The organism is Mesorhizobium sp. M1050, assembly GCF_040318715.1.
Lineage (GTDB): Bacteria > Pseudomonadota > Alphaproteobacteria > Rhizobiales > Rhizobiaceae > Mesorhizobium.
In genome coordinates this window covers 61,155-87,885 of the sequence record NZ_JAMYMV010000012.1, presented here as the reverse complement: position 1 = coordinate 87,885, position 26,731 = coordinate 61,155, and the positions used below count along the sequence as shown (strand labels likewise).

The 26,731-nt window shown below is 61.4% G+C and carries 28 protein-coding genes and 1 pseudogene; 8 read left to right on the top strand and 21 right to left on the bottom strand.

Annotated features, from left to right (window positions below):
* Positions 1–190: 190 nt before the first annotated feature.
* Complete coding sequence (locus NKH57_RS10125; RefSeq protein ID WP_352943880.1) at positions 191–385, top strand: hypothetical protein; 195 nt, start codon at positions 191–193, stop codon at positions 383–385.
* A 24-nt stretch (positions 386–409) separates the two neighbouring features.
* Here NKH57_RS10125 and NKH57_RS10120 read toward each other — a convergent pair whose 3' ends face one another.
* The 6 genes from NKH57_RS10120 to NKH57_RS10095 all read right to left on the bottom strand — a co-directional run bounded on the left by NKH57_RS10120 (position 410) and on the right by NKH57_RS10095 (position 7,352).
* Positions 410–2,518, bottom strand: a complete 2,109-nt coding sequence (locus tag NKH57_RS10120) for a molybdopterin-containing oxidoreductase family protein (RefSeq protein ID WP_352943878.1) — start codon at positions 2,516–2,518, stop codon at positions 410–412.
* A gap of 214 nt (positions 2,519–2,732) precedes the next feature.
* The gene (locus NKH57_RS10115) at positions 2,733–4,610 is read right to left on the bottom strand and encodes an ABC-F family ATP-binding cassette domain-containing protein (protein ID WP_352943876.1); all 1,878 of its coding nucleotides are present in this window, start codon (positions 4,608–4,610) and stop codon (positions 2,733–2,735) included.
* Positions 4,611–4,745: 135 nt separating this feature from the next.
* On the bottom strand, positions 4,746–5,204 hold the full coding sequence (locus NKH57_RS10110; protein WP_023761547.1) for a Ros/MucR family transcriptional regulator: 459 nt from the start codon (positions 5,202–5,204) through the stop codon (positions 4,746–4,748).
* A gap of 152 nt (positions 5,205–5,356) precedes the next feature.
* A complete protein-coding gene (locus NKH57_RS10105; protein ID WP_023761548.1) occupies positions 5,357–5,560 on the bottom strand; it encodes a hypothetical protein in 204 nt (67 codons plus the stop codon).
* On the bottom strand, positions 5,553–6,473 hold the full coding sequence (locus tag NKH57_RS10100; RefSeq protein WP_031260803.1) for an EamA family transporter: 921 nt from the start codon (positions 6,471–6,473) through the stop codon (positions 5,553–5,555). The genes NKH57_RS10105 and NKH57_RS10100 overlap by 8 nt, the downstream gene beginning before the upstream one ends.
* Before the next feature lie 45 nt (positions 6,474–6,518).
* The gene (locus NKH57_RS10095) at positions 6,519–7,352 is read right to left on the bottom strand and encodes a hypothetical protein (RefSeq protein WP_023761550.1); all 834 of its coding nucleotides are present in this window, start codon (positions 7,350–7,352) and stop codon (positions 6,519–6,521) included.
* Between the two features lie 110 nt (positions 7,353–7,462).
* Between NKH57_RS10095 and NKH57_RS10090 the strand changes: the two genes are divergently transcribed.
* The gene (locus tag NKH57_RS10090; RefSeq protein WP_023761551.1) at positions 7,463–8,422 is read left to right on the top strand and encodes a LysR substrate-binding domain-containing protein; all 960 of its coding nucleotides are present in this window, start codon (positions 7,463–7,465) and stop codon (positions 8,420–8,422) included.
* Between the two features lie 159 nt (positions 8,423–8,581).
* Here the strand turns inward: NKH57_RS10090 and NKH57_RS10085 are convergent, their stop codons facing one another.
* A complete protein-coding gene (locus NKH57_RS10085) occupies positions 8,582–9,094 on the bottom strand; it encodes a DinB family protein (RefSeq protein WP_023761552.1) in 513 nt (170 codons plus the stop codon).
* Between the two features lie 61 nt (positions 9,095–9,155).
* Between NKH57_RS10085 and NKH57_RS10080 the strand changes: the two are divergent.
* Positions 9,156–9,849: pseudogene (locus NKH57_RS10080) on the top strand (glutathione S-transferase family protein).
* Positions 9,850–9,927: 78 nt separating this feature from the next.
* Here the strand turns inward: NKH57_RS10080 and NKH57_RS10075 are convergent.
* On the bottom strand, positions 9,928–10,182 hold the full coding sequence (locus tag NKH57_RS10075) for a DUF2934 domain-containing protein (RefSeq protein WP_352943873.1): 255 nt from the start codon (positions 10,180–10,182) through the stop codon (positions 9,928–9,930).
* Positions 10,183–10,467: 285 nt separating this feature from the next.
* On the opposite strand from NKH57_RS10075, the gene ndk reads away from it, so the two are divergent.
* Positions 10,468–10,890, top strand: a complete 423-nt coding sequence (gene ndk, locus NKH57_RS10070; RefSeq protein WP_023761556.1) for a nucleoside-diphosphate kinase — start codon at positions 10,468–10,470, stop codon at positions 10,888–10,890.
* 279 nt (positions 10,891–11,169) lie between these two features.
* Here ndk and NKH57_RS10065 read toward each other — a convergent pair whose 3' ends face one another.
* From NKH57_RS10065 to NKH57_RS10035, 7 genes are all read right to left on the bottom strand, one after another.
* Positions 11,170–11,439 carry a hypothetical protein gene (locus NKH57_RS10065; RefSeq protein ID WP_352943871.1) on the bottom strand — a complete coding sequence of 90 codons (270 nt, stop codon included), beginning with the start codon at positions 11,437–11,439 and terminating at the stop codon, positions 11,170–11,172.
* Positions 11,440–11,601: 162 nt separating this feature from the next.
* On the bottom strand, positions 11,602–12,189 hold the full coding sequence (locus NKH57_RS10060) for an META domain-containing protein (RefSeq protein WP_352943869.1): 588 nt from the start codon (positions 12,187–12,189) through the stop codon (positions 11,602–11,604).
* Between the two features lie 63 nt (positions 12,190–12,252).
* A complete protein-coding gene (locus NKH57_RS10055; RefSeq protein WP_352943867.1) occupies positions 12,253–12,729 on the bottom strand; it encodes a molybdenum cofactor biosynthesis protein MoaE in 477 nt (158 codons plus the stop codon).
* 1 nt (position 12,730) lies between these two features.
* Positions 12,731–12,988: a molybdopterin converting factor subunit 1 gene (gene moaD / locus NKH57_RS10050; RefSeq protein WP_352599085.1), complete on the bottom strand. Its 258-nt coding sequence runs from the start codon at positions 12,986–12,988 to the stop codon at positions 12,731–12,733.
* 1 nt (position 12,989) lies between these two features.
* On the bottom strand, positions 12,990–13,586 hold the full coding sequence (gene pgsA / locus NKH57_RS10045; protein WP_352943865.1) for a CDP-diacylglycerol--glycerol-3-phosphate 3-phosphatidyltransferase: 597 nt from the start codon (positions 13,584–13,586) through the stop codon (positions 12,990–12,992).
* 101 nt (positions 13,587–13,687) lie between these two features.
* Positions 13,688–15,751: an excinuclease ABC subunit UvrC gene (gene uvrC, locus NKH57_RS10040; RefSeq protein WP_352729861.1), complete on the bottom strand. Its 2,064-nt coding sequence runs from the start codon at positions 15,749–15,751 to the stop codon at positions 13,688–13,690.
* Positions 15,748–16,512 (bottom strand): SDR family oxidoreductase, encoded by a 765-nt coding sequence (locus NKH57_RS10035; RefSeq protein ID WP_352943862.1) that lies wholly within the window; start codon positions 16,510–16,512, stop codon positions 15,748–15,750. The genes uvrC and NKH57_RS10035 overlap by 4 nt, the downstream gene beginning before the upstream one ends.
* A gap of 411 nt (positions 16,513–16,923) precedes the next feature.
* Here NKH57_RS10035 and NKH57_RS10030 point away from each other — a divergent pair, with 411 nt between their 5' ends.
* A complete protein-coding gene (locus tag NKH57_RS10030; protein WP_023761565.1) occupies positions 16,924–17,583 on the top strand; it encodes an outer membrane protein in 660 nt (219 codons plus the stop codon).
* A 149-nt stretch (positions 17,584–17,732) separates the two neighbouring features.
* Here the strand turns inward: NKH57_RS10030 and NKH57_RS10025 are convergent, their stop codons facing one another.
* Together NKH57_RS10025 and NKH57_RS10020 are read right to left on the bottom strand one after the other, a co-directional pair.
* Positions 17,733–18,329 (bottom strand): glutathione S-transferase family protein, encoded by a 597-nt coding sequence (locus NKH57_RS10025; RefSeq protein WP_352943860.1) that lies wholly within the window; start codon positions 18,327–18,329, stop codon positions 17,733–17,735.
* A gap of 304 nt (positions 18,330–18,633) precedes the next feature.
* Entirely contained in the window at positions 18,634–19,098 is a 465-nt protein-coding gene (locus tag NKH57_RS10020; RefSeq protein WP_352729856.1) for a hypothetical protein, read from the bottom strand.
* Positions 19,099–19,659: 561 nt separating this feature from the next.
* On the opposite strand from NKH57_RS10020, the gene NKH57_RS10015 reads away from it, so the two are divergent.
* On the top strand, positions 19,660–19,971 hold the full coding sequence (locus tag NKH57_RS10015) for a transcriptional regulator (RefSeq protein WP_352830003.1): 312 nt from the start codon (positions 19,660–19,662) through the stop codon (positions 19,969–19,971).
* Positions 19,972–20,166: 195 nt separating this feature from the next.
* Here NKH57_RS10015 and NKH57_RS10010 read toward each other — a convergent pair whose 3' ends face one another.
* From NKH57_RS10010 to NKH57_RS10000, 3 genes are all read right to left on the bottom strand, one after another.
* Positions 20,167–20,619, bottom strand: coding sequence for a hypothetical protein (locus NKH57_RS10010; protein WP_352943858.1), 453 nt, complete (start codon positions 20,617–20,619; stop codon positions 20,167–20,169).
* Between the two features lie 225 nt (positions 20,620–20,844).
* Positions 20,845–21,699: a 23S rRNA (adenine(2030)-N(6))-methyltransferase RlmJ gene (locus NKH57_RS10005; protein ID WP_352943856.1), complete on the bottom strand. Its 855-nt coding sequence runs from the start codon at positions 21,697–21,699 to the stop codon at positions 20,845–20,847.
* A 62-nt stretch (positions 21,700–21,761) separates the two neighbouring features.
* The gene (locus tag NKH57_RS10000) at positions 21,762–22,364 is read right to left on the bottom strand and encodes a hypothetical protein (protein WP_352943854.1); all 603 of its coding nucleotides are present in this window, start codon (positions 22,362–22,364) and stop codon (positions 21,762–21,764) included.
* 772 nt (positions 22,365–23,136) lie between these two features.
* Between NKH57_RS10000 and NKH57_RS09995 the strand changes: the two genes are divergently transcribed.
* Together NKH57_RS09995 and galE are read left to right on the top strand one after the other, a co-directional pair.
* Positions 23,137–24,174, top strand: coding sequence for a UDP-glucuronic acid decarboxylase family protein (locus NKH57_RS09995; protein WP_352943852.1), 1,038 nt, complete (start codon positions 23,137–23,139; stop codon positions 24,172–24,174).
* Positions 24,171–25,238 carry a UDP-glucose 4-epimerase GalE gene (galE, locus tag NKH57_RS09990; protein WP_352943850.1) on the top strand — a complete coding sequence of 356 codons (1,068 nt, stop codon included), beginning with the start codon at positions 24,171–24,173 and terminating at the stop codon, positions 25,236–25,238. Before NKH57_RS09995 ends, galE begins: the two co-directional genes overlap by 4 nt.
* Before the next feature lie 881 nt (positions 25,239–26,119).
* Here the strand turns inward: galE and NKH57_RS09985 are convergent.
* The gene (locus tag NKH57_RS09985; protein WP_352943848.1) at positions 26,120–26,674 is read right to left on the bottom strand and encodes a DUF995 domain-containing protein; all 555 of its coding nucleotides are present in this window, start codon (positions 26,672–26,674) and stop codon (positions 26,120–26,122) included.
* Positions 26,675–26,731 lie beyond the last annotated feature (57 nt).

The window sequence follows — 26,731 nt, the reverse complement described above, 5'->3', positions numbered from 1 at the left end:
GGAGCGCCGGCCAAGCGGATAATGAGGTCCGCCGCGCAGCAGAAGGTAGCTGAATCTTTCCCCAGCGTCATCGGGGGATTGTCTTCGTTAAAAGCGTACCAACAACCAAGGCGCCCGTTTTGCCGACGGCAGGCACGGCGAGTTCGATGCGATCATCTTCGCCACAGGCTTCCGGCCGGGCTATGCCAGATTGTTGCAGCCGGGCATCCAGCCGGGCCACAGCGGCGTCAATGCGAGGGCCTCGGAGCTCGGCCTTTATCTCATCGGCTTTCACAATCCGGTCACCGTACTGCTGCGCGAAATTTCGATCGAGGCAAAGCAGATCGCCGACGACATCAGCTACCGACGAAACCGAAGGAAGGCTGCCGAAATCCTGCCGGTATGATTTGGCGCGTGAGGAACTGAGTTCTCAGCCTGCCGCGCGCAGCCAGACCTTGTTGTCGTGGAAGGCAGCACCGCCATAGGGTGCCGGCGCATCGGCGCCGGTCAGCACATTGATGCCTTCGCCCCGCTCGTGCGCGCTGTTTGGCCAGATGCCTTCGGCGATGACCACGCCTCGCTTGATGCCCTCGAAGAGTTTTGCGTGCAGCACGACTTCTCCACGCTGATTGCCGACTTCGACGCGATCGCCGTCGGCCAGCCCATGTTCCGCGGCATCGTCGGGATGCAACAAGAGTTCCGGCCGGCCTTCCCTGGCCTTCGACACCGGCGTCTCCGAGAATGTAGAGTTGAGGAAGTTGCGCGCCGGCGACGTCGCCAGCCGGAACGGATGCGCCTCGTCGGCGACCTCGATCAAGTCGACATGGTCGGGAAATTCCGGCAGCCGCGCCACTGGGCCGAACAGGCCCATGCTTTTCGGCGGCCGGTTGGGTGCCGCCTGCCCGGTCCAGTCGGCGCGGAAGCGGAATTTTCCATCGGCATGGCCAAACCCCTTGATGAAATGCGCCGTGTCGAAATCCGGCTGCAGGTCGACCCATTTGTCTTGCTTCAAGCTGTCGAAGCTGCCCAGCCCGCGCTTGCCCAGGATGATGTCGATATGCTGCTGCTCGGTGAGACCGAAACCCGGGCGGTCGGCGACCCCGAGACGCTCAGCCAATTCCTCGATGACGAAATGGTTGGTGCGCGGCCCTTCCGGCGGCTCGATCAATTTAGGGCCAAGCGTGATGTGCTGGTTGCCGCCGCCCTTGTAGACGTCATCATGTTCAAGGAACATCGTCGCAGGCAGCACGACATCGGCGAGCTTGGCCGTGTCGGTCATGAATTGCTCATGCACGCAGGTGAACAGGTCGTTGCGCATAAAACCTTGCTTCACCAGCCGCTGTTCCGGCGCGACATTAACTGGATTGGTGTTCTGGATCAGCATCGCCGTCACCGGCGGGCCGCCATAAAGTGCATCGCTGGCGCCGGTCAACACCGGGCCGATGCGTGAATGGTCGAGATGACGGATCGAGGGGTCGCGCATCTTCGTGCCTTCGAGCACATCCTGGTTGAGCTTGAAGATGCCGGAATTGGAGTGGAAGGCGCCGCCGCCCTCATATTGCCAGCTGCCGGTGACAGCCGCGATACAAGATGCGGCATGCATGTTGACGGCGCCATTGCGCTGACGCGCGAAGCCATAGCCGAGGCGGAAATAGGTTTTCTTGGTCGTGCCGACTATCCGGGCGAAGGCCTCGATCTCGGCGACCGTCAAACCTGTGATATCAGCCGCCCACTCCGGCGTGCGCGTCCGCAGATGGGCCTCAAGCCCTTTCGGGTCGTCGGTGTATTTTTCGAGATAGGCGCGGTCAGCGAGGCCGTCGCGGAACAGCACATGCATGATCGCGCAGGCCAGCGCGCCATCGGTGCCTGGCTTCAGCACCAGGCCGAGATCGGCCTGCTTCATCGTCGCGTTCTCGTAGACATCTATGACGACGATCTTCGCGCCGCGCTCCTTGCGCGCCTTGATGGCGTGGGTCATGACGTTGACTTGGGTCACCACCGCATTGGTGCCCCAGATCACCACGCAGTCGGATTTCGCCATCTCGCGCGGATCGGGACCACGCAGCGCGCCTGCCCCCATCATCCAGCCGGTCCAGGCAAGATTGGTGCAGATCGAACCGAAGAAGCCGGAATATTTCTTGGCATGGCGCAGCCGGTCGATGCCGTCGCGCTGCACCAGTCCCATCGTGCCGGCATAGTAATAAGGCCAGACCGACTCCGAGCCGGATTTTTCCTCCGATGCGATAAACTTCTCGGCGACAAGATCGAGCGCGGCTTCCCAGCTCGCTTCCTTCCAGGCGCCATCGCCCTTGGCACCGGCGCGGATCAGCGGCTTCAGAAGCCGGTCGGGATGATGGACGCGGTCGGCATAGCGCGCGACCTTGGCGCAGACGACACCGGCCGTATAGCTGTTGGACTTGGCGCCATGGACGCGGCCGATGCGGTTGCCGTCGAGCAGTTCGACTTCGAGCGCGCAGGTCGACGGGCAATCATGCGGGCAGGCCGAATGGCCGATTCTGAGGTTGGCGTGCTGGTTCATGAACTGAGGTTAGCCGGTTCCAGACGTAGCGTGTAGGGCCAGATTTGCCCATAAGCTGCCTTTGGGAGATGTCTTTTCCACCTGATATGGTGCGGCGGTGGTTCACCCTCCCCTTGATGGGGAAGGTCGGCGCGCAGCGCCGGGGTGAACTGCTGCGCTGCCCCCACCCCGCTCCGCTTCGCGGATCGACCCTCCCCACAAGGGCGAGGGTAAATCACTCGGCCGTGCCTTCCTCATATTCGGCCGACATGGTCAGCCATTTCTCCTCATGGCCGGCCAGCGTCTGGGCGAGTTGCGAGCGCTCCTTGGCTAGTCGGGTCGCTGTCGACGGGTCCTTCTCGTAGACAGCCGGATTGGACAGCTCGTCCTCGATGCCGTCGATGCGCTTTCTGATGCGGTCCATCAGCGCCTCGGTGGCGCGGATCTCCTTCGCCAGCGGCTCAAAAGCGGCGCGGCGCGCTGCCGCATCGCGGCGGCGATCGGCTTTTGACGCCTTGTCGGCCTCGCGCTTGCCGCGGCGGTCGCCTGATACGCCGGTGACCAGCGTCTTGTAGTCTTCCAGGTCGCCATCATACGGGTTGACCGCGCCGTCCTTGACCAGCCACAGCCGGTCGGCGGTCGCTTCCAGCAGATGCCGGTCGTGCGAGATCAGGATGACGGCGCCGGGAAACTCGTTCAGCGCATGGATCAGCGATTCGCGGCTGTCGATGTCGAGATGGTTGGTCGGTTCGTCGAGGATGAACAGGTTCGGACCCTCGAAGGCCGACAGCCCCATCAACAGCCGCGCCTTCTCGCCGCCGGATAGATCCTTGGCGGCGGTGTTCATCTTCTCGGTGGTGAGGCCGAACTGCGCGACACGACCGCGCACCTTCGATTCCGGGGCCTCCGGCATCAGCCGGCGGACATGCTCATAGGCGTTCTCTTCCGGCCTGAGATCGTCGAGTTGATGCTGGGCAAAGATCGCCACCTTCAGCCCGGGCGCCACCGTCATGGTGCCGCTCTCTTGCTTCAGCCGGCCGGACAGCAATTTGGCGAACGTCGACTTGCCGTTGCCATTGGCGCCGAGCAGCGCGATGCGATCGTCGGCGTCGATGCGCAACGTCATCTTTTTCAGGATCGGCTGCCCCTCGGTGTAGCCGACATTGACGTTGTTGAGCGCCACGATCGGTGAGGCCACCGTCTTCACCGGTTCGGGGAATGAGAATGGCCGCACCGAATCGTTCACGATTGCCGCGATCGGCTTCATCTTCTCCAGTGCCTTGATGCGCGACTGTGCCTGCCTCGCCTTGGAGGCCTTGGCGCGGAAGCGTTCAACGAAGGATTCCATGTGCTTGCGGGCGGCCTCCTGCTTGACGCGGCCCTTCTCCTGCAACTCCTTCTGCTCGGTGTACTGGCGCTCGAACTGGTCGTAGCCACCGCGCCAGAAGGTCAGCTTCTTCTGGTCGAGGTGAACGATCGAGTTGACGGCGCGGTTGAGCAGGTCGCGATCGTGCGAGATCAAGAGCACTGTGTGCGGATATTTCGACACATAGTTTTCCAGCCACAGCGTGCCTTCGAGGTCGAGATAGTTGGTCGGCTCGTCGAGCAGCAGAAGGTCGGGCTCGGCAAACAGCACGGCGGCGAGTGCCACGCGCATGCGCCAGCCGCCGGAAAAGGACGAGGCCGGTCGCCGCTGCGCGGCGTCATCGAAGCCAAGGCCGGCAAGAATGGTGGCGGCGCGTGATTCGGCGGAATGCGCGTCGATGTCAGCCAGCCGCATGTGGATGTCGGCGATACGGTGGGGATCGGTTGCCGTCTTTTCCTCTTCGAGCAGCGCCGAACGTTCGAGATCGGCCTTGAGCACGATCTCGATCAGCGCATCCTCGGTACCCGGAGCTTCCTGCGCCACCTGGCCGATGCGGGTGCTCTTCGGCAGACCGATCGAGCCTGTCTCCGAGGGAAAATCCCCGGTGATAGCTTTGAACAGCGTCGTCTTGCCGGTGCCGTTGCGGCCGACAAGGCCGGCCTTGGTGCCGGCCGGCAAGGTCAGCGAGGCATGGTCAAGAAGCAGGCGTCCGGCCATCCGGAGCGAAAGGTCGTTGATGATCAGCATGGCCGCGCTTTTGCACCGGACACCAACGCTTCGCAAGGTCTTGCGGGCCAGTTGGCCGCACACGGCCTGGAAACGACGCCCGCAAGGGCGTCGTCGAAGCAGTCGATCACGACTCGCCTACCGGCCAAGCAGGATTCAGACAGTCGCCTTGCGCTTCGTCGCCTTGGCCGCTGCGGCCGGCGCTGCTGCCGGCTTGCGGCCAAGTCCTGTCGACTTTGCCAGCGCCGACCGCGTCGCCGAGTAGTTTGGCGCAACCATCGGATAGTCCGGCGGCAGACCCCATTTGGCGCGGTAGTCGTCCGGGCTCAGGCCGTGGTCGGTCCGTAGATGCCGCTTGAGAGACTTGAACTTCTTCCCGTCCTCAAGACAGATGATGTAGTCAGGAAACACCGACTTCTTCGGATTCACTGCCGGAACAAGATTTGGCGTTTCCGTGACAACTGCACCGGCGAGCTTGCGAACCGAAGCACTGACGCTAGCAATCAACTCAGGCAAGCCAGAAGCCGGAAGTGGATTGTTGCCTACATAGGCCGAGACAATATCGGCCGTTAGCTCGATAACGGTCTTATCATCGATATTTGACAATTCTTTCATCCTATTTGCGACAAAATCCTCCACCCCAGCGAAGACTTACGTCGATGTATCTCTTTAACCGCGTCCCCCAACGGACCGCCAATCTCAACAAGGAGCAAAGAATCGGCAAAAGTAGCTTTCATCCGAAATCGACGTCACGCAACTTAGAAAATCTAATACTTCGAACCAGCAGATTTCACGGCGGGGCCATCGGCCAATATCTCTAAAATACGCCTCCAGAGTGCGCAACGCCTGAAATCCTTCTGTTCTATCGCCTTTTCGGCCTTCATCGCGGCATAGAGCGGCGCCTCCGCGCCGAATTCCTTGATCAGCCAAAGCGCTTCCCGAACGGCCAGGCGTTCATTTTCGTCAAACATGGTTTTCGGCCTCCGATCGTTCCACGCCGACCGTGACGCAGCTGCCGATGACCAGGACGGCTCCGACAATGGCCGTCATCGTCAGCCGTTCACCGGACAGCGTCAGCAGCAGGGTCGAAGCGACCGGCGTGAGATAAGCGACGACCGCGACCTTGCCGCTACCTTCGAGCTTCAGGGCGCGAGACCAGAAATAGTAGCCCAACCCCATCGGGCCGGCGCCCAGATAGAGGCCGAGGGCCAGGTCCGTACCGAAGGGCCAGGTGAAACCGTCTCGAACACACCACAGAAACGTCATGGCGACGCCGATCAGCGCCGATGGCAGCAACAGACGATCCGGTGAGGTGGCAACCCGGCCCACCATGATCGAATAGAATGCCATGCACAGTGCGGATCCGAATGCGGTGAGATAGCCGACGAGATCGCCCTGGAGCCAGGATTGGTTGAGCCCTCCCGAAATCACCAAAGCAACGCCAATAAAACCCACCACCGCGGCAACGCCAAGCAGAGCCGGGCGCCGCGGATTTTCCAAAATGATGACCGCCGCCGCGACCATCAACGGCCAGGTGTAGGCCAGCAGATTGGCCTCGATCACCGGCATCGACGAGAAGGCTATGTATTGCAGCACCATGGTGCCGACCAGGCCGATGAAGCCGACCGCGAGAGCCATGGGTGCGGCTCCGGCCGCGACCGGCGCGGCGTTTTCCCGGCTCATCAACCGGATGGCAGCAAAGACGATTGCGGCGCCTGCAAACTGCAGGAACTGCACCTGCGACACTGGGTGGCTGGCCAGCAGGGATTTGCCGACCAGCGCGTTGGTCGACCATAACGCCACCGCGCCGGCGGCGAAAACCAGCGCGGATATCGAGCCCGATCCATGCCTGAACAATCGGCATCGAGCACTATGCTCAACCATGGTCCTGCCCGAAAACCGGTTCCCATTTTTCAGAATCATGGCTAATCACCATGATTCCCTGGCTCCACCCGGAACCGGCGCGTCGACAGCGGCAGGCACGGGATGTTCTGCCTCGAACCGGCGATAGGCCGGCAGCTGGTTGGTCCAGACATCTTCGGCCAGTTCGCCGACCCACTCACGGTCGTGGTCGTTGTCGGCGGCGAGATAGAACATGCGGTTGTCGTCGACATAGGGTTTGGCCACCGAGCGCTGGTTGAGCACCAGCGTGACGCGCTCGCCGAACCGGATCGGGGCGGTGCGATGCAGGACGCCCAGGAACTGCCCCAGCGTCGCGTAGTTCATCTTGTGATCGATGCGCATGACGCGGTTGCGGGGAATCTCGCGGCCGGATTCGAGGATAGCGCGGCCGGTTTCGGAGTCGTCGCAGTAGATTTCGAGATGGCCGCCGACCAGCGGATTGCTGATCGACAGTGGAATGAGTTCGGTGACAGGAACGCCATCGCAATGCCATTCCACGGCGCCGTCCTTTGGATTCATGAAAGTAACCGTCGAGCCGACGATCGACAGCGGATAGGGCTCCAGCTTGGTGCCCATCATGTCCGACAGCCGCTCCAGGCGCAGCTTGTCATGCAGCAGTTCCTTGATCTCGGGGATGAAACGGTCTGCCCCGGTGATGAAGGTCAGATCGAGGTGCTTGTGCACGGCATGGCTGGCCTTGAGCTTCAGAGCAGCCTCCTCGATCGCGGCAAGCAGTGCCGGATCGTAACCATGCAGATATTGCGCGACGCCGAAATTCGACACTTTCCAGGCGGTTTCGTGACCGATGATGGCCTCGCGGCTCATCGCATAGCGCAATTCGGGTATGGTATGGGCGTTCATTGTACTTCTCCAAGTGAGGGTAATCACTTAGTTAGCAGTCGATTAAATTAGCACCCCCTGTAAAATTAGGAATGCTGGTGCTAGTGTAAGCTCAGCTTAAGGTCGAAACCGTGCGTCTGCTCAGTCAGGTCAACCTCAATTCGCTGAAAATCGTGGAAAGTGCTGCGAGGCACGGAAATTTCACGCGCGCCGGCGAAGAACAGTTTATCACCGCTTCAGCGGTCAGCCAGCGCGTCAAAAGCCTGGAGGATCAGCTGCGATTCAAGATCTTCCAGCGCGGCGGCAATGCGGTGTCGCTGACGCCGGAGGGCGAGACCTATGTCTCGCGCGTTCGCGAGGCGCTGGAGCGAATCGTCGCTGCCAGCATGGAAGCGACAGGGCAATCCCAGGAACATGTGTTGAAGATATCAGTGCTGCCGACCTTTGCGGCACGCTGGCTGTTTCCGCGCCTGCCGCTGTTCCAGCAGCAATATCCCGATATCGTGATGCGGGTCTCGACCTCCTATGCGACGCATGAGTTCACGACCTCCGAGTTCGATCTTGAAATCCGCTATGGCGACGATCATTTTCACGGGCTGCAATCGGATCTGCTGTTTCGGGAAGACCTGACACCGGTGTGCAGCCGCAAGCTGTTCCACGAAGTTCTCGGCGACAAGCAGTTGTCGAAGGTGACACCGGACGATCTCAGGCACTTCACGCTGCTGCATTCCGATACCTGCACCCAGAACTGGCAATCCTGGCTTGGTTTCGCCGGCGCCAGCTTCGTACTCAGCAAGGCCAAAAGCATCTATTTCGACTCGTGCATGATGTCCTACGAGGCAGCGAATTCCGGGATGGGTTTTGCGGTGGCCAACCGTGCCTATATGGCCAGCGATATCCGTGCCGAGAGGCTTGTGGCTCCGTTTGCCGTCCATCATCCGAACACGGCCGGCTGGTATTTTGTCTCTCCCCCACAACGCCTTGCCACACGCAAGGTTGTGCTTTTCAAGCAATGGGTGATGGCGGAAGCGGCTCTGACCCAGCGCCAGCTCGACAGCGAAACCAGCGGCGAGGCCGCCATGGCTGTCTGACACCATTTCGTTGTCTGCCGATGAGATCCGACCAGCAAGAGTCCGTTGAGAGCCACTGGTTAGTGGCCTGACGTAAGGACGATGCTGCAGCACAAAATGCAGCGATAGCAAGCGAGGGCCCTCAGGCTTCGGACTCACAACCGCCAAACATCGCCAGGATCAGGCGAAAGCCCTGCCTTCCTCACTTCGCTGGAAGAGCATCAGGTCCAACCCCAGGCTTGGCCGTCCCAGGATGGTCAGAATTGCATGCGCTTGGCCGCGATGGTGAGTCTGATGATTGAAGACATGGTCCAGCGCCGGCGCCAGTCTTTGCGAAACCGTGCGCATGTCCGAGACTGTCATGTAGGTGAAGCGGCCCGTCAAAGCCTTGTCATTGAGGCCGCCGACCCAATCGATGATCCTCCTGTCCTCGGCTTCACGCGCCATCCGCAGACCGGGCAAGCCCCGATGCAGGATGGCGTCCAGCGTTGTCGGCGCGTCGCCTTCGCCGGTGAAGCGCTTCATCCAGATGCGGTCGGCTGTCAGCAGGTGGTTGAGGGTGCCCATCATCGAGCCGAAGAAGGCGCCGACATTGCGGTTGAATTCCTCTTCGTCGAGTTCCGCGGCGGCATCATAGATGCGGTTGTTGGCCCATTGATTATAGGCCGCAAACATCATGAAATGCTGTCTCATGGCTTCCCCTCGGCTCGCGTCGACAAGGAGGCCTACCTAACCCGCGAGAGGGCCGCCGCCAATGACCATTCTGCTCTATGACCTCGTCGGACACGACACCACTCGTCCGTTCAGCCCGCATTGCTGGAAGGTGGCGATGGCGCTTGCCCACAAGGGGCTCGACACAGCAGCCGCGCCGACGCGCTTTCTCGAGGTGCCTGCTGTCGAGGGCGGCGTTTCGAAAACCGTTCCGGTGATCCGCGACGGCGAGACGGTCGTTTCGGATTCCTTCGCAATCGCTCTCTATCTGGATGAAGCCTATCCGGACCGGCCGACGCTGTTTGGCGGTGAAGGTGGCAAGGCGATGGCGCGCTTCATCGAACGCTGGTCGCAACTGACCATTCACCCCTATGTGACCACCGCGGCGATCATCGACCTGCATGCCATGCAGGACGCGGAGAACGCCGCCTATTTCCGCCAGAGCCGGGAGCAGCGTCTCGGCAAGCGGCTGGAAGACGTGATGGCAGCCCGGGAGGCCGGGCTCGGCACCTTCAGGGCCTCGCTGGAACCCTTGCGTTCAATGCTCGGCTATCAGCCTTTCATCGGCGGTGCATCGCCGCTGTTTGCAGACTATATCGTCTTCGGCGCGCTGCAATGGGCGCGCATAGCCTTCGCCTTACCAATTGCTCGACGACGGCGACGTGGTGGCGCAATGGTTCGCCCGCTGCCTCGACCTGCATGGCGGGCTGGGACGAAAGGTGGCCGCGGCAGCGTGACGCCGACCGCCTGCCCTTGCCGCAAGAAGCACGAAGGCCGCCGATGCCCGGCAGAAAAGCTCGGTAGCGAGGAGAGCTTTACTTGTCCGACGCCTTCTTTGGCTTGCTAGCCTTGGTGGCAGCCTTCGCTTCCTTGGGGGCGGCTTTTGCCTTGGCGGCGCCAGCTGCCTTCTTGGTTGGCTTTTTGGCCGTCGACGCCCCGGCGGCATCCTCCTGGGCGACATCGGCCGTCGCCTGATGCCAATGGCGCTCATGGTGTCCAGCCGGCTGTCCCTCTTGCAGCCAGATCTGATGCGCGCGGTTGCGAATGCGTTCCTGACGATCGTCTGCCATGGTCGTGTTATCTCCATGCGGGCCGACTTCAGCGCGGCGCCGACAGGTGACTATAGCAAGCAAAGCGTTGCTGTGCAGCCATCCGATCTCGCCTCCGGGCCTGCCCATCGGCGCCCCGCTTTGGCCTCACCCCCAACCTCCAGTGGCTCGCGATGAAACCGGACAACTCATCTGCTGCCTAATCCGGACACCTACGGCACAAGTCGGTCTCGCCCCTTGGCAATGGGCCGGACGGCTTGTATAGAGCCCGCCACCCTCAATTCCATTCTCAGACAAGGACGACCCATGGCGCTCGAACGCACATTTTCCATGATCAAGCCGGACGCAACCCGGCGCAACCTCACCGGCGCCATCACCAAGATGCTGGAAGAGGCTGGCCTGCGCGTCATCGCCTCGCGCCGGGTCTGGATGAGCCGCCGTGAGGCGGAAGGCTTTTACGCCGTGCACAAGGACCGCCCGTTCTTCGGCGAATTGGTTGAATTCATGTCGTCGGCACCGACCGTCGTGCAGGTGCTGGAAGGCGAAAACGCCATTGCCCGGAACCGCGAAGTGATGGGCGCCACCAACCCGGCCAATGCCGCCGAAGGCACGATCCGCAAGGTGCATGCGCTGTCGATCGGCGAAAACTCGGTGCACGGCTCCGATGCGCCGGAGACCGCGGCGGAAGAGATCAAGTACTGGTTCTCGGATACCGAGATCGTCGGCTGAGCCGACAGTCCAAAGCGTGATCACGTAAAAAGGCTGGCGTTTCGCCGGCCTTTTTTCATGGCCGAACAGTCAGTCAGCCCTGCGTGCGAACTGCATGTACTTGGATGAGACATGGAGCCGGACCGAGGACCGAAATTGAGGCTGTCTCCGGAACAGACTGTGGCGGCCGCCGAGGAGGGTGGACTCAGGCTTGCCAACCTGGTCGAGGTGCCGCCCTATGGCGCCGTATTCGAACAAACGATGGCTTGAGGGGCCCGCCGCCGCCACGGCGGGTTCTCGTCACTTCGGCTGGCGATCCTTCACGTTCGCATAGGCGTTCGCTGCCTCCGTATCGGTGGCCGGTGTCTGGGTATCGGCACCCGCAAATGGACTACCCTGCCCAGGCGCGAGATCGCCGCTGTGGCCGGCCTTGTTGGTGTGGAACGCCTGGCCATCGGCGCTGAGACCATGCTCAAGGGCATTGACCAAATGATCGTCCGCCGACGCAAGGCCGGTAAGAGCAAGAAGCGATACGCCTGCGGCAGCGAGGATAAGCGTGTGCGTTTTCATCTCTGGACTCCTTTGAGTTAAGCCAGAACGAGCCGCAGCAGGTCTGGCGGCTTCAACCAAGGGATATTCGAAATATCCCCCTTGCCTTGCCCGCCATGTCTGGGAGAGAAACGCTTCTCTTGCGCAAATTATTCCGAAAAAGTTTTGGTAATGAGATTTGCGCTAGCTTGCGGCGCTGAAGCGCAGGATCTCGCGGCCATCCTTGTCGGCGATGATGAGCTTGCCAGCAGCGACATTGTATGACGCAGCCTTGGCCAACGCATCGAACAGCGCCTTCTCCTCAGCCATCACCTCGGGCGCACAGGCCTTGTAGGTCGAGCCGATATCGCTGATCGCGATCGTCCGGCCATCTATCTTGGCGGTGGCGAAATTGGTGTTGCAGGGGCCCTTGCCGCCTGCCTTGCCAGCCTCGCTGATGCTGAACGTCGCCTGCGGCGCAGTGCTGGCGCCGATGCCGTCGACATAGTCGACCAGCCAGAGCTGGTCAAAGACGGAACCCGTTGGCTCGGCGCTCGGCGTGACCATCTTCAGCATGATGGTCTGCGGCACGTCGGCCGGCGCACCGGCCCGCGACACGTCGGCAAGTTGTACGGAGAGCGCGGCACTCGGCGGCAAGGCGATGCGTTCGCGATAGATCACCTCGCCTCTCACGGTCTTTCCGGCGGCAACGGACGGTTCCGGCACGGCCAACATGCCGACGACCAGAGGCACGAAGCCGAAGACGAAGAACTCCGCGATCCTGTCCAGCATGACCATCTCCCCTTGCGGTCAATTGGCCAAAGGATTGCGGTCAATACATGGCTGCAGCGGGATTTATTCGGACGCTTTCCAGCGTTGTGCGGCGCTGGCGTCGGCTTCCCTGGCCTCGACCCAGCCGCCCTCGGAGCCGTCAGCGCGATGCTCCTTCTTCCAGAAGGGCGCGCGCGATTTCAAATAGTCCATGAGAAAATTCGCTGCCTCGAATGCCGCCTGGCGATGCGCCGAGGCGGCCACCACCAGCACGATGTTGTCGCCGGGCGCGATCTTGCCGTGGCGGTGGATCGCGGTGAGACCCTGCAGCGGCCACCGCTGAACCGCTTCAGCGGCAATGCGGCTGATCTCGGCTTCCGCCATGCCGGGATAGTGCTCGAGCTCGAGCGCCGAGAGTGTGCCCTGCTCGTCGCGGCAAAGACCGGAGAAGGTGACGACGGCGCCGATATCGGCGCGGCCTTGCGTCAGTCTGGCGATCTCGGCGGCGACGTCAAAATCCTGCGCCTGAATGCGCACGACAGGTACGACCGCGCCGGTCATCTCAGCCCCCGGTCATCGGCGGGAACAGCGCAATCTCGCGCGCGCCTGATATCTTCTCGCGGTGCTCGACATGTTCCTGGTTGATGGCGACGCGGATCACGTCGGGATATTGCAGCGCGTGCTCGTAGCTCTCGCCGCGCGATTTCAGCCAGCGCAGGAGGTCTGCGACCGTCTCGATGTCAGCAGGCAAATCGACGTCTTCCTCGGGCACGCCGATGCGTTCGCGCACCCAGGCAAAATAAATGAGCCGGGTCGTCATCTCACTCGTCCATGATGTGTTTGAGGCCGGCGCGGAAATAATCGTAGCCAGTGTAGAGCGTGACCAAGGCCGCGATCCACAGCAGCACCAGCCCGGTCTGGGTGGTCAGCGGGAAGATCTTGTCGCCGGCCGGCCCGGCCAGCAGGAAGGCGATAGCGACCATCTGGATGGCGGTCTTCCATTTTGCCAGCTGCGTCACCGGCACCGAGACCTTGAGCGCCGCCAGATACTCGCGCAGGCCGGAGACGAGGATTTCGCGGCACAGGATGATGATCGCCGCCCACAGCGACCAACCGGCAATGCCCGCATGGCGATCGGTGTCGGCGGCCAGCAGCAGCAGGCAGGTGGCGACCAACAGTTTGTCCGCGATCGGGTCAAGCATCTTGCCGATATTGGAGGTCTGCTGCCAGGCGCGCGCCAGGTAGCCGTCCAGATAATCGGTGATAGAGGCGAGCAGGAAGATGACCAGCGCCGACCAGCGGGCGAAGTCGCTCGACTTCAGATGCCCTTCAAGAAAAAAGCACAGCACCACCAGCGGCACCGCGATAATGCGGGCGTAGGTAAGCATATTGGGCAGGTTGAAAGCGCGCTGGGCCATATCTGGGAAAACTCTTTCTGCCTGCCTACTCAAATCAGATGCCAATGCAGGGGGTCAACAGGCGACAATCGATTGGCCAGACAAAAATGGGACCCTGGCCGTCAGCTCTCGTGGAAATGATTGTAGACCAGTTTCGCCACCCGCTCGGAAATGCCGTCGACTTTGCGCAGATCCTCGATCGCGGCGCGACTGACCGCCTTGGCGGTGCCGAAGGCCAGCAGCAGGGCGCGCTTGCGGCCGGGACCGATGCCGCTGATCTCGTCGAGCGGGCTCTTGACCATCTCCTTCTTGCGGCGCGCGCGGTGCGAACCGATGGCGAAACGATGGACCTCGTCGCGCAAGCGCTGGACAAAATAAAGGACGGGGTCGCGGACCGGCAGCGAAAATGAGTCCCTGCCCCTGACGAAGAAGCGCTCGCGGCCGGCGTCGCGATCCTGGCCCTTGGCGATACCGATCGCCACCACGCGATCTTCGATGCCGAGATCCGAAAGGATCTTGCGCACCGCCGTCATCTGGCCCTGGCCGCCGTCGATCAGGATGACATCTGGCCAGGCCGGGAAGCTGCCGGAGATATCATCCTCGATATCGTCGCCCGCCCCGCCCGCATCGCCGGCAACGGCAACATCGCCATGTTCCTTGAGCAGCCGCGAAAACCGCCGCTCCATCACCTCGCGCATCATGCCGAAATCGTCGCCAGGAGTGATCTCGGTCGAGCGGATGTTGAATTTTCTGTATTGGTTCTTCACAAAACCTTCCGGCCCGGCGACCACCATGGCACCGACCGCATTGGTGCCCATGATGTGCGAATTGTCGTAGACTTCGATGCGCACCGGCGGCTTGGCCAGGCCGAAGGTTTCGGCGAAACCGGCAAGCAGGCGTCCCTGTGTGGAGGTTTCGGCCAGCCGCCTGCCAAGTGCCTCGCGGGCATTCTGCAGCGCGTTGTCGGTCAGGTCCTTCTTCTCGCCGCGCTGCGGCACAGAGATCGCGACCTTGCGGCCGGCGCGGGTGGAGAGCGCCTCGGCCAGCAATTCCTGGTCCTGGACATGATGCGACAGAAGAATGTTCCGCGGCGTCGGCTTGTCGTCATAAAACTGCGCCAGGAAAGAACCCAGCACCTCCGATCCCTCCAGCGCCGGATCGGCCTTGGGGAAATAGGCGCGGTTGCCCCAATTCTGGCCGGTGCGGAAGAAGAACACCTGGATGCAGACCTGGCCGCCTTCCTGATGGATGGCGAAGACATCGGCCTCGTCGACGGTCGCCGGATTGATGCCCTGGTGGCTCTGCACATGCGACAGGGCGGCCAGTCGATCCCGGTAGATCGCGGCGCGCTCGAAATCGAGAGCTTCAGACGCTTGCTGCATGGCGGCCGAGATTTCCGTCTTCACCTTCTGGCTGCGGCCGGACAGGAAGTCCTTCGCTTCGGCGACTAGCTTCGCATAGTCCTGGTGCGAGATCTCTCCGGTGCAGGGGCCGGCGCAGCGCTTGATCTGATAAAGCAGGCAGGGCCGCGTGCGGTTCTCATAGAAAGAGTTGGTGCAGCTGCGCAGCAAAAAGGCGCGCTGCAGAGAGTTGATTGTGCGACCGACTGCGCCGGCGGAGGCGAAGGGGCCGAAATAGTCGCCTTTGCGCGAACGCGCGCCGCGATGTTTGTAGATGCCGGGCGAGATATGGTCACCGGTCAACAGGATATAAGGAAACGACTTGTCGTCGCGCATCAACACGTTGAATCGCGGCCGCAAGCGCTTGATAAGATTGGCTTCGAGCAGCAGCGCTTCGATCTCGGTGCGGGTGACGACGAACTCCATCGTTGACGTCTCGCGCACCATGCGGCCGATGCGGGTGGTGTGGAAGCGGCCTTGCGCGTAGCTGGTGACGCGCTTCTTCAGGCTGCGCGCCTTGCCGACATAGAGCACGTCGCCGGCGGCGTTCATCATGCGGTAGACGCCGGGTGCGTTGGGCAGCCGCTTGACCAGCGTCTGGATCACCTCGGCGCCGACCATGCCTTCGGCGTCGCCTGCATGAGGCGTCCAGTCGATGGCGGTGAAGGCAACATCGGGACCCGCAGGTTCGACGATCTCCTCGACCGCCTCGTCCTCGAGGTCGATATCGGGGGGCAGATCATCGGCGCCGCCGCGCGGCTTGTTCTTGTGATCCAAAGGACTCATTCCATCATGCCTGTCACATCGGGCGTCTGCCATGCAAGATGCTGGCCGCCATCGAGCGCGATCATCTGGCCGGTGACCGAGCGCGCGGCCCAGAGATAACGGATCGTGGCGCCGAATTCCGGCAATTCCGGGCCGCGCTTGAGGATCAAGCCGTCGACTTGCGCGGCAAAATCGCCGTCGTCCTGGCGTGTGTTCTTCAAGGTCGGCCCCGGACCGATGGCGTTGACACGGATGCGGGGACCGAGCGCCTGTGCCATCATCTGCGTTGCCGCCCACAGCGTCGACTTGGACAGGGCATAGGAGAAATAGCGCGGCGTCGGCCGCCAGACGCGCTGGTCGATGATGTTGACGATCAGGCCCTCCTGCCCCTCGGACAACGCCCGGGCGAAGTTCTGCGCCAGCAGCGCGGGTGCCTTCACATGCACTGCAAAGTGCCGATCCCAGGCCCGCCAGTCGAAATCCAGAACCGAATCGTCGACGAACAGCGACGCATTGTTGACCAGCAGCGAGATCGGCCCGAGCGCTGCTTGCGCCCGGCCGACGAGGTCGCCGACGGCATCCATATCGGTCAGGTCGGCGGCGATCACGACGGCGCGGCCGCCCCTGGCATTGATTCCGGCAGCCAACGCATCGGCCTCGGTACGCGAGCGGTTACAATGGATGGCGACGGCAAACCCGTGGGCGGCGAGATCCTCGATAATTGCCCTGCCAATCCGTTTGGCCCCACCCGTCACCAGCGCCGTGGCCGTGGCTTTGCTCATATGGTGTCAATCCTCAATTTCGGTCCGAAAAACGGTGCCGGCGAAATATGGCCCGGCATGCGTTAAATGGCGTTCGCACCTTGGGCAGCATTGTGGCGAAACGGCCTTTTCGGCGTCTCGACTCGCTTGGACTCGGAGCCGCCCGACCGGAATATAGGGCGCTGGACTCCTTGCACCAAGCGGTGTGCAGCGCAGCACGGGACGGTTCCTGCCATTTCGCTGTTGCGAAGATGCAACGTCAAGGTTCTGCCTCATTCGTGCCGGGGAATGACCCAAGTTCAGGTTCGGTTCAGCCGCATTTTGACACGACATTTGGAACCGACGAACGCCAGATCCGTTTCACCCCCCGGACGGGTAGATGGCGGTCGTGAGAAACAAGCCTGTGTCCTGTGGCTTAAGGAGTAAAGAACAATGCAAGCCAATTTCAAATTCGCACGGCCGCTGGCCGTGGCGCTCGGGCTCTTCGCCCTCAGCGGAACTGCCTATGCCGCGGACGTCGTCCAGGAAGAGCCGCCGGCACCCGCGCCGGTCGCCGAACTTCCGGTCGCTTCGTGGGCCGGCCCCTATGCCGGTCTCAACGTCGGCTATGGCTTCAGCGGCCGTACGAAGGAAAAGGATTTCGGCGTTGAGACCGATACCAAGGGTTTCGTCGGCAGCGTCTTCGGCGGCTACCAGTGGCAGCAGGAGAACTTCGTTTACGGTGCCGAAGCCGAACTCGGCTACAACGGCGTGAAGGGTGACGATAACGGCATCGACTCCAAGGCTGGCTTCGAAGGCTCGCTGCGTGCCCGTCTCGGCTACGCTGTGACCCCGGAAATCCTGCTCTATGGCACCGGCGGCCTCGCCGGCAGAAGCCTGAAGGTGGAAGACACCGTGCTTGGCACCAGCGACACCGCAACCATGCTCGGCTGGACCGCCGGCCTCGGTACAGACATCAAGCTGACCGACAATGTGTTCGGCCGCGTCGAATATCGTTACACCGACTTCGGAAGCAAGGACTTCGGCGGCGGCATTGGCAATGTCAAGGCCACCGACAACCGCGTCACCTTCGGCGTTGGTATGAAGTTCTAAGTCGTTCAAGCCACGACACGAAAAAGCCGGGCCTCGCGCCCGGCTTTTTTTGTGCCGGAATGATCCCGCGGGAGCCGAGGCGATTTCACCGGGGAAATCGGGGCGATCACCCGGGGTGATCAAGCGGATCACCGGGTTGATTGAGCGGATCACCCGGGAATGCAGGGCTTGAGTTCTGGAAATTTCTCGTCGAAGCGTGCTACCCAGCGCGTCAGCCGGGCGCGGCCCTTTTCCCATTTTCCAGCGAAGCGCAGAGAGAGATAGCCAAGACAGGCGCGCAGCGCCATTTGGCCGGCAGTGATTTTCTTCGGAAGCTTCGGCGGGTTGGCGTTGAGCAGATCGAGTGCTGCCGTGATCTTTCCCCATTGGCGGTCGAGCCAGGGCTGGTAGACCATCTCGTCAGGCCGCGTGCGCCGCTCATAGACCATCGACAGCGCACAGTCGCAAATGCCGTCCGCCAATGCCTCCAGCACTTCCGCCTCGAGCCGCTTGTCGGGATTGCGCGGAAAAAGCGCGCTCTTCGACAAACGGTTGAGGTGCTGGATGATGGCGCGGCTGTCATGGATGGAGCGGCCGTCATCGAGCACCAGAACCGGGATCTTGCCGAGCGGGTTGGCGATCATCAAGTCGGCTGGCTTCTCCTCAGTCTTGATCGGCACCAGATCGACGGCGATGCCGGCATAGGCTGCTGCCATTCGCACCTTGGAACTGTATGGAGAAGACGACGCGTAGAGCAGCTTCGGCATGGATCGGTTTCCTGTTTTGCGGCGGGCAGTGTTGACCGATCAGGCGCGATCGAGCAATGGCCCAAAGCGGAAAACCCGACGGCCGGCGGCAAGACCGAAAAGCCTCACGGCAACCTTTGACCCGCATCGTTGACACAGAAAAAGCTCCACCGGACTCCGCCCTACGGCGAAGTCCTGGGAGCTGCGAAAAGATATCCTCCGTCCGCCTCTGTTCTCGCCTTCCGAGTGCCGAAGCAACAAGCGGGGCGCCTGTCGGCACCCACCCTTGACTGTCCCGATACTGCCCCCGGCGAGGGAGACGCGATTACTTCTTGCCGGACTTCGCGGGTGCTGCCTTCGGCTTGGCCGCGGGTGCCGCTTTCTTCACCGGCGCTGAAGATTTCGCTGCCGCCGCCTTCTTTGCCGGCGCAGCCTTGGCTGCCGGTTTCTTGGCAGGTGCTGCCTTCGCAGCCGGCTTCTTGGCAGGCGCTGCCTTCTTCACAGCGGGTTTTGCCGCAGCCTTTGCAACCGGCTTCTTGGCCGGCGCCGCCTTCGCAGCCGGCTTAGCCGCTGCCTTGGCAGGAGCTGCCTTCTTCACTGCAGGTTTTGCCGCTGCCTTTGCCGCCGGCTTCTTGGCCGGCGCTGCTTTTGCCTTGGGCGCGACCGCCTTCGGCTTGGCAGCAGGTGCTGCTTTCTTGACTGCAGTTGCGACCTTCGCCGTCGCTGCTTTTACGGGTGCTTTCTTTGCCGGTGCCTTGGACGCCGGCGCTTTGGATGACTGCTTAGCCATGCGATGCCCCTTCCGTTGTGCCGACGGCCGTAATGACCCGGCGCGCTCATGCATATCTGACTCGCGGCTTGCTAGCCAGCGAAGCAATAGACTGATTTTCGCAGCTTAAATTTTGGTTACGGTTGGCACATGATCGTGCTGATCATCGTAGAAATCCGCTGCTGATCTTCAACCATTGCCCAAAGTGTACGGCTGACACTCTCCACACGCTGCAACCGTGGAGCTGTGAAGATCAGCCTCCAGCTTTGCGCGCCGATCTCCGGCCACGGTTACGATGACCTGCAGCTTCAACGGCGCGATCATCTCGTGCAAGCTGGCGATCTACACGGAACATGATGGCCGATCGACGCGTCACCTTGTCAAGCATGATACCGGCGTTCGCTCTTAGGTCAGTTGACAGACAACTCTACGTCACGGAGTATTCTGCGCGAGCTACGCGAGTGCTTCAATGTTGATCACACAGGCGCAAGGGGCGGTGTCGCTGTTCGAGATTGGCGCGACGGCGCCTCCTGGTGGCCGCGTCGTCGGTGGTCTCCGGCGTCGCCGCATTGGAGCTGACCGATGAGTGCCGACGAAATCATCCACCAGAGCACGCGGCTCAGGATCATGGCCACCCTGAACATGCTGGAAAGGCGGGAAACGCTGGACTTCAGCCAATTGAAGGCCATCCTGGACGTCACCGACGGCAATCTCGGCGCGCATCTCGATACGCTGGCCAGGGCCGGCTATGTCGATATCGAAAAGCTGTTCGTCGGACGCCGGCCGCAGACGCGCGTCAGGGCGACGACGAGCGGACGGCGCGCGTTCCGCAGCCACGCCGCTTTCCTACGCAAAATCCTCGATCATGCCCAGGCGGCGCCGCGCAGGAAATAGCGCGGCGATCGCGCGGTTCACCCGGCGCACGATCTTCGGCATGCGCAACAGGTCCTCGCTGGGTAACTGGCGATACCTCGCCATCTTGGCCACATCGGCCTCGGCGATGAACCCGTCGACGCCGGTGCGTGGGCGCGCTTGCCCGCAGCCGATCAAGCCGCAGGCGCGAAAAAGGATCGAAACGGGAAAGCGGTCTTAGCGCAGGACGCGGCAGCGGCCGTTGTAGACCATCCAGCGGTCGAAGCCCGAGACGCAGAATTCGACGTTATCGCCGATCGAGGCGAAGCCCTGGCCTTCCTCGATCAAGTACCAGATCGTGCGGTCACGGCCATCGGAGAGACTGACGGTGGCGCCGCAGTAGCGGCGGCCGATCGGCCAGATGTCGTTGGCTGGCAGATAGCGGTGCTGGTGGATGCGCTGGAAATCAGTGATCTGAACGACCGGCAGATGCGGCACGTGATGCACCTGGTAGGAGAAGCGGCTGGTGATCTTGTTCAGAACCCAGGCTTCGCCACAGACGCCGCTGTCCTCATCGGAATAGACCGTGAGATCGGCCGCCTGCACGGCCTGGGTGACGCCCAGAGGCGCGGCAAGCGGGGTGCAGAGCGAAATCAGGGCGGCGAGTGCGGATTTGGCGAAGCGAGTCATGACAGCCTCTCAAGGTCGATTGCGCGCACTGTGCGGATTCGCTTGGCAGCGGTCAAGCGGTTGTGCGAACAATGGTTTCCCAGGTTGAAACAGCGTTGGCCCGAGCCGGGCTTGCGTGGATCGGAATCACTGCGGCCCGTTGATAGTAGGCCCGAGAGAGCGCGAGCCCTGGGTCGGAGTTCCGCCCTCCTGGCGCCGAACGGCGATATCCGAAGCCCTTCGCCGTCAAGCCTGCTCGCCTGCCAGCCATTCTAGCGACCAGTGCGCCGGCCTCCCAACCGCAAGCAGCCGGTGCAAAGCCGGCAGCAGCATCCGCAGTTCGCCCTCCAGCGTGAAAGGCGGGTTGACCACCAGCAGGCCGCTGCCGTCTAGGCTGGGCTCCGAAGAGGCCGGCCTGATCTCGAATTCTATGTCGAGCAGCTTCGGGATGCCGGATTGCTTGAGCGCCTTCCTGAAGGCAATTATCGCCTTGCGGTCCTTGATCGGATACCACAGCGCATAGATGCCGCCGGGCCACCGCTTGTGCGCCCTTATGAGCCCGTCGACGAGGCGCTCGAACTCACCCGTTTCCTCGAAGGGCGGATCGATGAGAACCAGGCCGCGCTTTTCCTTCGGCGGCAGATGCGCGCCGAGCGCCAGCCAGCCATCGAGCTCGATTATCCGGGCCTGGAAATCGCCGGCAAAAAGAGTCCTCAGCTTCGCCACATCCTTGGGGTGCAGCTCGATCGCCGTCAGCCGGTCCTGCTTGCGCATGAGATGACGCGCGATCAGCGGCGAGCCCGGATATTTCTGGATGCCACCCTCCGGGTTGAGCGACCGCACCGTCTCCAGATAAGGCGCAAGCAGTGCTGCTACCGGCGCGGCAAGCTGGGCATCGATCAGCCTGCCGATGCCGCCTTGCCACTCACCGGTCTTCTGCGCTTCGACCGAGGACAGGTCGTAGCGGCCGATGCCGGCATGGGTGTCGATGACCCGAAACGCCTTGTCCTTCTGCTTCAGATACTCGAGCAACCGCGTCAGCACGACATGCTTGACGACGTCGGCGAAATTTCCGGCGTGATAGGCGTGGCGGTAGTTCATGGTTCGGTGCCGTTATGCATGTCGTTGTCCCAAAACCGCTGCACACTTGTGGGCGACATGCATCAGCCCCTGCCCCAGCGAGGCGGTGGCTGCGAGTTCGGATTTTCCGGCCGGCCGCCATGAGTACGCAAAGTCAGCAAAAACCCGATCAAGCCGACCGCCATCAGCGAGAAGCCGACCGGCCGCGCACGGCTGTCGATCTCGCCGACACCCGAGCGCAGGATCAGATCGACCGCTCGCATCGGTATGTCGTCGGCATCACCCTGTCCGACGGTGAAGACATAAGGACCTGGGTTGACGCTCTCGATCACTCCGGCCTCGTCGCGAAAGATCTTGTCTGGCAGCTGGGGACTGGCCTGGCGCGGACTGTCGGAATGGTTGAACTGGAGGGTCGAGGCGAGCACCGTGCGGCCACTGCTGGCTGCTGTCAGCGTCAGCACGGTGCGCTGCTGCGAGACGATGCGCTCGGCTCTTGCGGTCAGGTCGACCAGCACCCGCACTGGCGCGTCGCGACTGCCGAGCGGCACCGTCAGGGGCTTGAAGCGGCCCTGCTCATAGACCCGCCAGGTGCCGATCTCATGGCCGGAGAAATTGCTCGTTGCCCAGGGATAGATGACACCGATGCCGGTGCCGGCGAGCAGGATCAGGACAAACACAAAGCGCATTCACATCACCACAGGCTATAGTGACCTTGCCAATAGCGCCCCGACGGCCAAAAGGCGATGGCCAGGTGTTGCAGCTTTCGGGCCGCTGGAGCGGGATCACTCGGGGCAGCAACCAGATCGGCGGCGGCACGGCAAGGCAGGCAAGCTTCTACCTATGCGCTCAAACGCAATTGCGATAATGACTGGCATTCCCTCGACGAAATGAATGCGCGTGTACGCTTTCCGGCAAGATGGGGACCACTGGCCCGGGCGCGCGCCTCAAATTGCTTCACCTGTTCTTTGTTGGAATTCCTCGCTGCCCAGCTCTCATTCTGCCTTAAAACGAGATGCCGCGTTCGCCCGCATTTTTTCCACGAGCGAGCCAATACACTGATTCATAATGAGGATCGGCCTTGGGCGCCTATGACTCGGGCTCGAGAAGCCGGCACCCGGCCGTATGAACCATTCGCAAGCAGATATGATTAAGGAATTGCTAATTTAGTTGACTATGATTTCCACAGGTATATTTTTGATATGTTGGGATGTGCAATTTGGGCGAGCAATCGACGATGATGGCACCAGACGTGTGATCGCGATTTCGGGGCACAGAGAACGCTGAGCGGCAACACATAGATCGTGTAGCGGAACCAGCTTCGCGAACCCCAAAGAACAGTTAACGCACATCAGCGATGGCGACTCCGCAGATGCGGAGGGTTTGCCACGTTCTCATGGACGTGGCCGGGCAATGCTTTGTCCGGCCAGGCAATAGCTGTGCTGTGGGTAAGAGGAAACCATGAGTAAGCTTATCAAGGTCCTTAAACTGGAATCCGACTGCCAAAGGGGCGCCAACCAAAACCGAAGCCGCGCCCTGGTCGCCGGAGGTGCTGGATTTTTAGGATCGCATCTGTGCGAGCGCCTTCTGCGGGACGGATACGACGTTGTCGCTCTGGACAATTTCCATACCGGCAAAAAAAACAATCTCAATGCCCTTCTGCGTAATCCGAGATTCATGTGCATCGAGCACGATATCGTCAATGCACTGCCTTCGGGTCTTCGGTTCGATGAGATCTACAATCTCGCTTGCCCAGCCTCTCCGCCGCACTACCAGGCCGACCCGATCCATACCTTCAAGACAAGCGTGCTCGGTTCGCTGAACCTCCTGGAGCTCGCGCTCCAGAACAATGCCAAGATATTCCAGGCCTCGACCTCCGAAATCTATGGCGACCCTTTTGTGCATCCACAGCCCGAGAGTTACTTCGGCAACGTCAATACGCACGGACCGCGGTCCTGTTACGACGAAGGCAAGCGCTCGGCCGAAACCTTGTTCTTCGACTATTCGAGAACGTATGGCCTCAATATCCGCGTCGCCCGCATTTTCAACACCTATGGCCGCCGCATGCAGCCCGATGACGGGCGCGTGGTTTCGAACTTCATCGTCCAGGCGCTGCAGGGCAAAGACCTGACCGTCTATGGCCATGGCCTGCAGACGCGTTCGTTCTGCTATGCCGACGATCTGATCGAGGGCTTTGTCCGGCTGATGAATGCGCCGAATGCACCCGCGCATCCAGTCAACCTCGGCAACCCCAGCGAATTCACGATCATGGAACTGGCGACACTGGTCATCGATTACACCAACTCCCGATCGAAGATTGTGCATCGGCCACTACCGATCGACGATCCCAGACAGCGCAAGCCGGACATTTCCTTTGCCAGGGCCAATCTCGGCTGGGAGCCGAAAATCGGGCTGCGCCAGGGGCTCGCGCGTACCGTCGAGTATTTTGACACCCTGCTTTACGGAGGCCAGCTGGCCAAAGGAGCCACGGCTTCATGACCCGGCCGGCAATTCTGGTGACTGGTGGAGCCGGGTTCATCGGCAGCCACACCTGCAAGCTGCTGGCTTCCGCCGGCTATTTGCCGGTGGTTTTCGACAATCTAAGCCGCGGCAACGAGAAATCCGTTGCCTGGGGTCCGCTTGTCGTCGGCGACATCCGCAGCCAGACCGCGCTGCAGGCGGCGATGAAGACGTATCGGCCGACGGCGGTCATCCACTTTGCGGCGCTGGCCTATATCGGAGAATCCGTTCACCAGCCGGCCGAATACTATTCGACCAATGTGACAGGCACCGTCGCGGTGCTCGATGCGGCGCGTGCGAACTCAATCGAGAACATCATCTTCTCCAGCAGTTGCGCGACCTACGGCGTGCCGGAAGTGTTGCCCGTTCGCGAGACGTCCGCGCAAAATCCGATCAACCCATACGGGCGCACCAAGCTGATGGGAGAACAGATCATCGGCGACTATGCGTCCGCATACGGAATGAAATTCGCGATCCTGCGCTATTTCAACGCTTGTGGCGCCGATCCCGATGGCGAACTCGGTGAGTGGCATTCGCCGGAAACGCATCTGGTTCCCAGGGTGCTAATGGCTGCATCGGGACTCATCGACGAGATCGAGGTTTTCGGCACTGACTACGACACGTCGGACGGCACCTGCGTACGCGACTATATCCACGTCAGCGATCTGGCCCGTGCCCATCTGAAAGCGCTCATGCATCTCGAGGGTGGCGGACAAAGCCTGGCCGTCAACCTCGGCACAGGGCGGGGCATATCCATCAAGGAGATTGTCCAGGCAGTCGGCCGGATGACGTCAAGATCTGTTCCGGCCGTCTTCAGGAATCGGCGGCCGGGAGATCCGGCGGAGCTTTACGCCGACCCCGGAAGCGCACGCGAACGTCTCGGCTTTGAGCCGGAGCTCTCCGACATCGACACGATCATCAGAACGGCTGCCCCATTTTTTGGGTTGGACACAAAACCGATGAAGGAGGCGGCAGCGTCAGCCGCTGCTCGACAGATCAGAGATAGCGGGGGCGGCAGCTCGCGCGTTGGCCAAATCCGCTAGGGCTGCAGATATAAGGCGAACCGCCCAGGAACGTGCCACCACCGCCCGGAGTGAACGAGACCTTCACCGGCGCCGGCGTGCGGACTTCGAGCCGCTGCGGCGATGCAAAAGCGTAGGTTCTTTCAGTCGTCCGTATTGTGCTTGTCGTCAGGATCGGAGGCTCAACTCTGAGCGAGCGCACAAAGAATCCAACTTGGACCGGCTGTACAGCCTGGCTGCGGGCTGCGTGGACCACAGGCTGGATAAGGATCGAATCGGTCTCAGTCGCGTCCATACCCTGACAACCTACAACCAGAAGACTCATTCCCACCGCCGCGGCAATAGATACGAAAGTATTACTTGGGCGAAATGCACCCTTTGCGTCGCTGTCCATCATTTATCCCTTGCTACCAAGTATAATCCAAGGGCGCGTTGCGACATACCATGCCTTCGCCGCTTTCACGCCGGATGAGTGACCATTCGCACATCACGCGTGAACATTAGACATCACTAATTATTAAATTTCATCAAACCCGTGTGGTAGGCCCACCATCTTGTCGTTCTGTCACATAGAATTGAATGCTATCATGCAGCGGTAGGGGCGCCGACCGCACGTGCCGAACGGCTTGATGCTTGACCATAAGCGATTCGCCGCTTCCTGGACAGGCGCCCGGCAAAGTGCAGCCTGCTCTCAGAACAGGGACGGATTTGGAGATTGTTCAACCCATCACGATGGGTCGGGAGCGGATTGCGAAAATCATCGGCTGTGTCATGGCTCATGCCGGCCATGCCGAACGGTACCACCAGAAACCAAGACCGGGCGCGCTCTGGCGCGAGTCCGCTTGTGCCTCAGCGCGGCTGAACACGGCCTAATTCTTGGAATCGACCAGGTTCCGGGCCTCTTAGAACTGCGCGCCCTTTGTGTCGCCTGTTTCGAACTTCCGGTGTTCGTCGGAAATACCCTCGGGAGATCGCTTGAAACTATACCATTCCCCATCCGGGTCCTTGCGTTTCTCGACGTTCCCGCCCTGGATTCGGTGGCTGTAGCAGGTGCGATGCTGCTTGCCGGCGTAGCTCTTCGACCGCCAGGCGAGTTCCATGCACATCTTGCCGCCGCTGGTCACCAGCCATCTGCCCTCCGCGACTGATGCCGTGTCCTGCCCGGACGTCCAGGCCTTGAGGTGTCGGTCGCCCTGAGCGAAATAGGCCGCTCCGTTCTTCCATACCCATGTGCGGCCGGCATACATAAGCTGCAGTTCGTAAGGAGTTGGAACAGTTGCGCTATTCGCTTGCGCAGGTGGACTGTCCTTGGCGGCGTAAGCCGTTCCAGAAAGGGCCGCCTGGCCGAAGACGGCCAGGGAAAACAGAAGTTGCGTGCAACTTGCGAACCGACGACGGTCCTTGTGTCGCCGACGGTCAACACCTGGCGGCGATCTGGTCAGAGCTATCTGCACCATTGACATTCGCATGACTGCTTGACCAAGGGCAGCGCTATCGGCGCGACAGCCATGCAA

Coding starts and splice junctions, on each gene's coding strand:
- NKH57_RS10025 (WP_352943860.1), bottom strand. CDS start 18,329: ATGCCGAAGCTGCTCTACGCGTCGTCTTCTCCATACAGTTCCAAGGTG.
- NKH57_RS10100 (WP_031260803.1), bottom strand. CDS start 6,473: ATGGTTGAGCATAGTGCTCGATGCCGATTGTTCAGGCATGGATCGGGC.
- pgsA (WP_352943865.1), bottom strand. CDS start 13,586: ATGGCCCAGCGCGCTTTCAACCTGCCCAATATGCTTACCTACGCCCGC.
- ndk (WP_023761556.1), top strand. CDS start 10,468: ATGGCGCTCGAACGCACATTTTCCATGATCAAGCCGGACGCAACCCGG.
- NKH57_RS10035 (WP_352943862.1), bottom strand. CDS start 16,512: ATGAGCAAAGCCACGGCCACGGCGCTGGTGACGGGTGGGGCCAAACGG.
- NKH57_RS10085 (WP_023761552.1), bottom strand. CDS start 9,094: ATGAGACAGCATTTCATGATGTTTGCGGCCTATAATCAATGGGCCAAC.
- uvrC (WP_352729861.1), bottom strand. CDS start 15,751: ATGAGTCCTTTGGATCACAAGAACAAGCCGCGCGGCGGCGCCGATGAT.
- NKH57_RS10095 (WP_023761550.1), bottom strand. CDS start 7,352: ATGAACGCCCATACCATACCCGAATTGCGCTATGCGATGAGCCGCGAG.
- NKH57_RS10110 (WP_023761547.1), bottom strand. CDS start 5,204: ATGAAAGAATTGTCAAATATCGATGATAAGACCGTTATCGAGCTAACG.
- NKH57_RS09985 (WP_352943848.1), bottom strand. CDS start 26,674: ATGGTGCAGATAGCTCTGACCAGATCGCCGCCAGGTGTTGACCGTCGG.
- NKH57_RS10105 (WP_023761548.1), bottom strand. CDS start 5,560: ATGTTTGACGAAAATGAACGCCTGGCCGTTCGGGAAGCGCTTTGGCTG.
- NKH57_RS10000 (WP_352943854.1), bottom strand. CDS start 22,364: ATGCGCTTTGTGTTTGTCCTGATCCTGCTCGCCGGCACCGGCATCGGT.
- NKH57_RS10065 (WP_352943871.1), bottom strand. CDS start 11,439: ATGAAAACGCACACGCTTATCCTCGCTGCCGCAGGCGTATCGCTTCTT.
- NKH57_RS10055 (WP_352943867.1), bottom strand. CDS start 12,729: ATGACCGGCGCGGTCGTACCTGTCGTGCGCATTCAGGCGCAGGATTTT.
- NKH57_RS10030 (WP_023761565.1), top strand. CDS start 16,924: ATGCAAGCCAATTTCAAATTCGCACGGCCGCTGGCCGTGGCGCTCGGG.
- NKH57_RS10120 (WP_352943878.1), bottom strand. CDS start 2,518: ATGAACCAGCACGCCAACCTCAGAATCGGCCATTCGGCCTGCCCGCAT.
- NKH57_RS10060 (WP_352943869.1), bottom strand. CDS start 12,189: ATGCTGGACAGGATCGCGGAGTTCTTCGTCTTCGGCTTCGTGCCTCTG.
- NKH57_RS09995 (WP_352943852.1), top strand. CDS start 23,137: ATGAGTAAGCTTATCAAGGTCCTTAAACTGGAATCCGACTGCCAAAGG.
- NKH57_RS10115 (WP_352943876.1), bottom strand. CDS start 4,610: ATGCTGATCATCAACGACCTTTCGCTCCGGATGGCCGGACGCCTGCTT.
- NKH57_RS10075 (WP_352943873.1), bottom strand. CDS start 10,182: ATGGCAGACGATCGTCAGGAACGCATTCGCAACCGCGCGCATCAGATC.
- moaD (WP_352599085.1), bottom strand. CDS start 12,988: ATGACGACCCGGCTCATTTATTTTGCCTGGGTGCGCGAACGCATCGGC.
- galE (WP_352943850.1), top strand. CDS start 24,171: ATGACCCGGCCGGCAATTCTGGTGACTGGTGGAGCCGGGTTCATCGGC.
- NKH57_RS10005 (WP_352943856.1), bottom strand. CDS start 21,699: ATGAACTACCGCCACGCCTATCACGCCGGAAATTTCGCCGACGTCGTC.
- NKH57_RS10010 (WP_352943858.1), bottom strand. CDS start 20,619: ATGACTCGCTTCGCCAAATCCGCACTCGCCGCCCTGATTTCGCTCTGC.
- NKH57_RS10020 (WP_352729856.1), bottom strand. CDS start 19,098: ATGGCTAAGCAGTCATCCAAAGCGCCGGCGTCCAAGGCACCGGCAAAG.
- NKH57_RS10015 (WP_352830003.1), top strand. CDS start 19,660: ATGAGTGCCGACGAAATCATCCACCAGAGCACGCGGCTCAGGATCATG.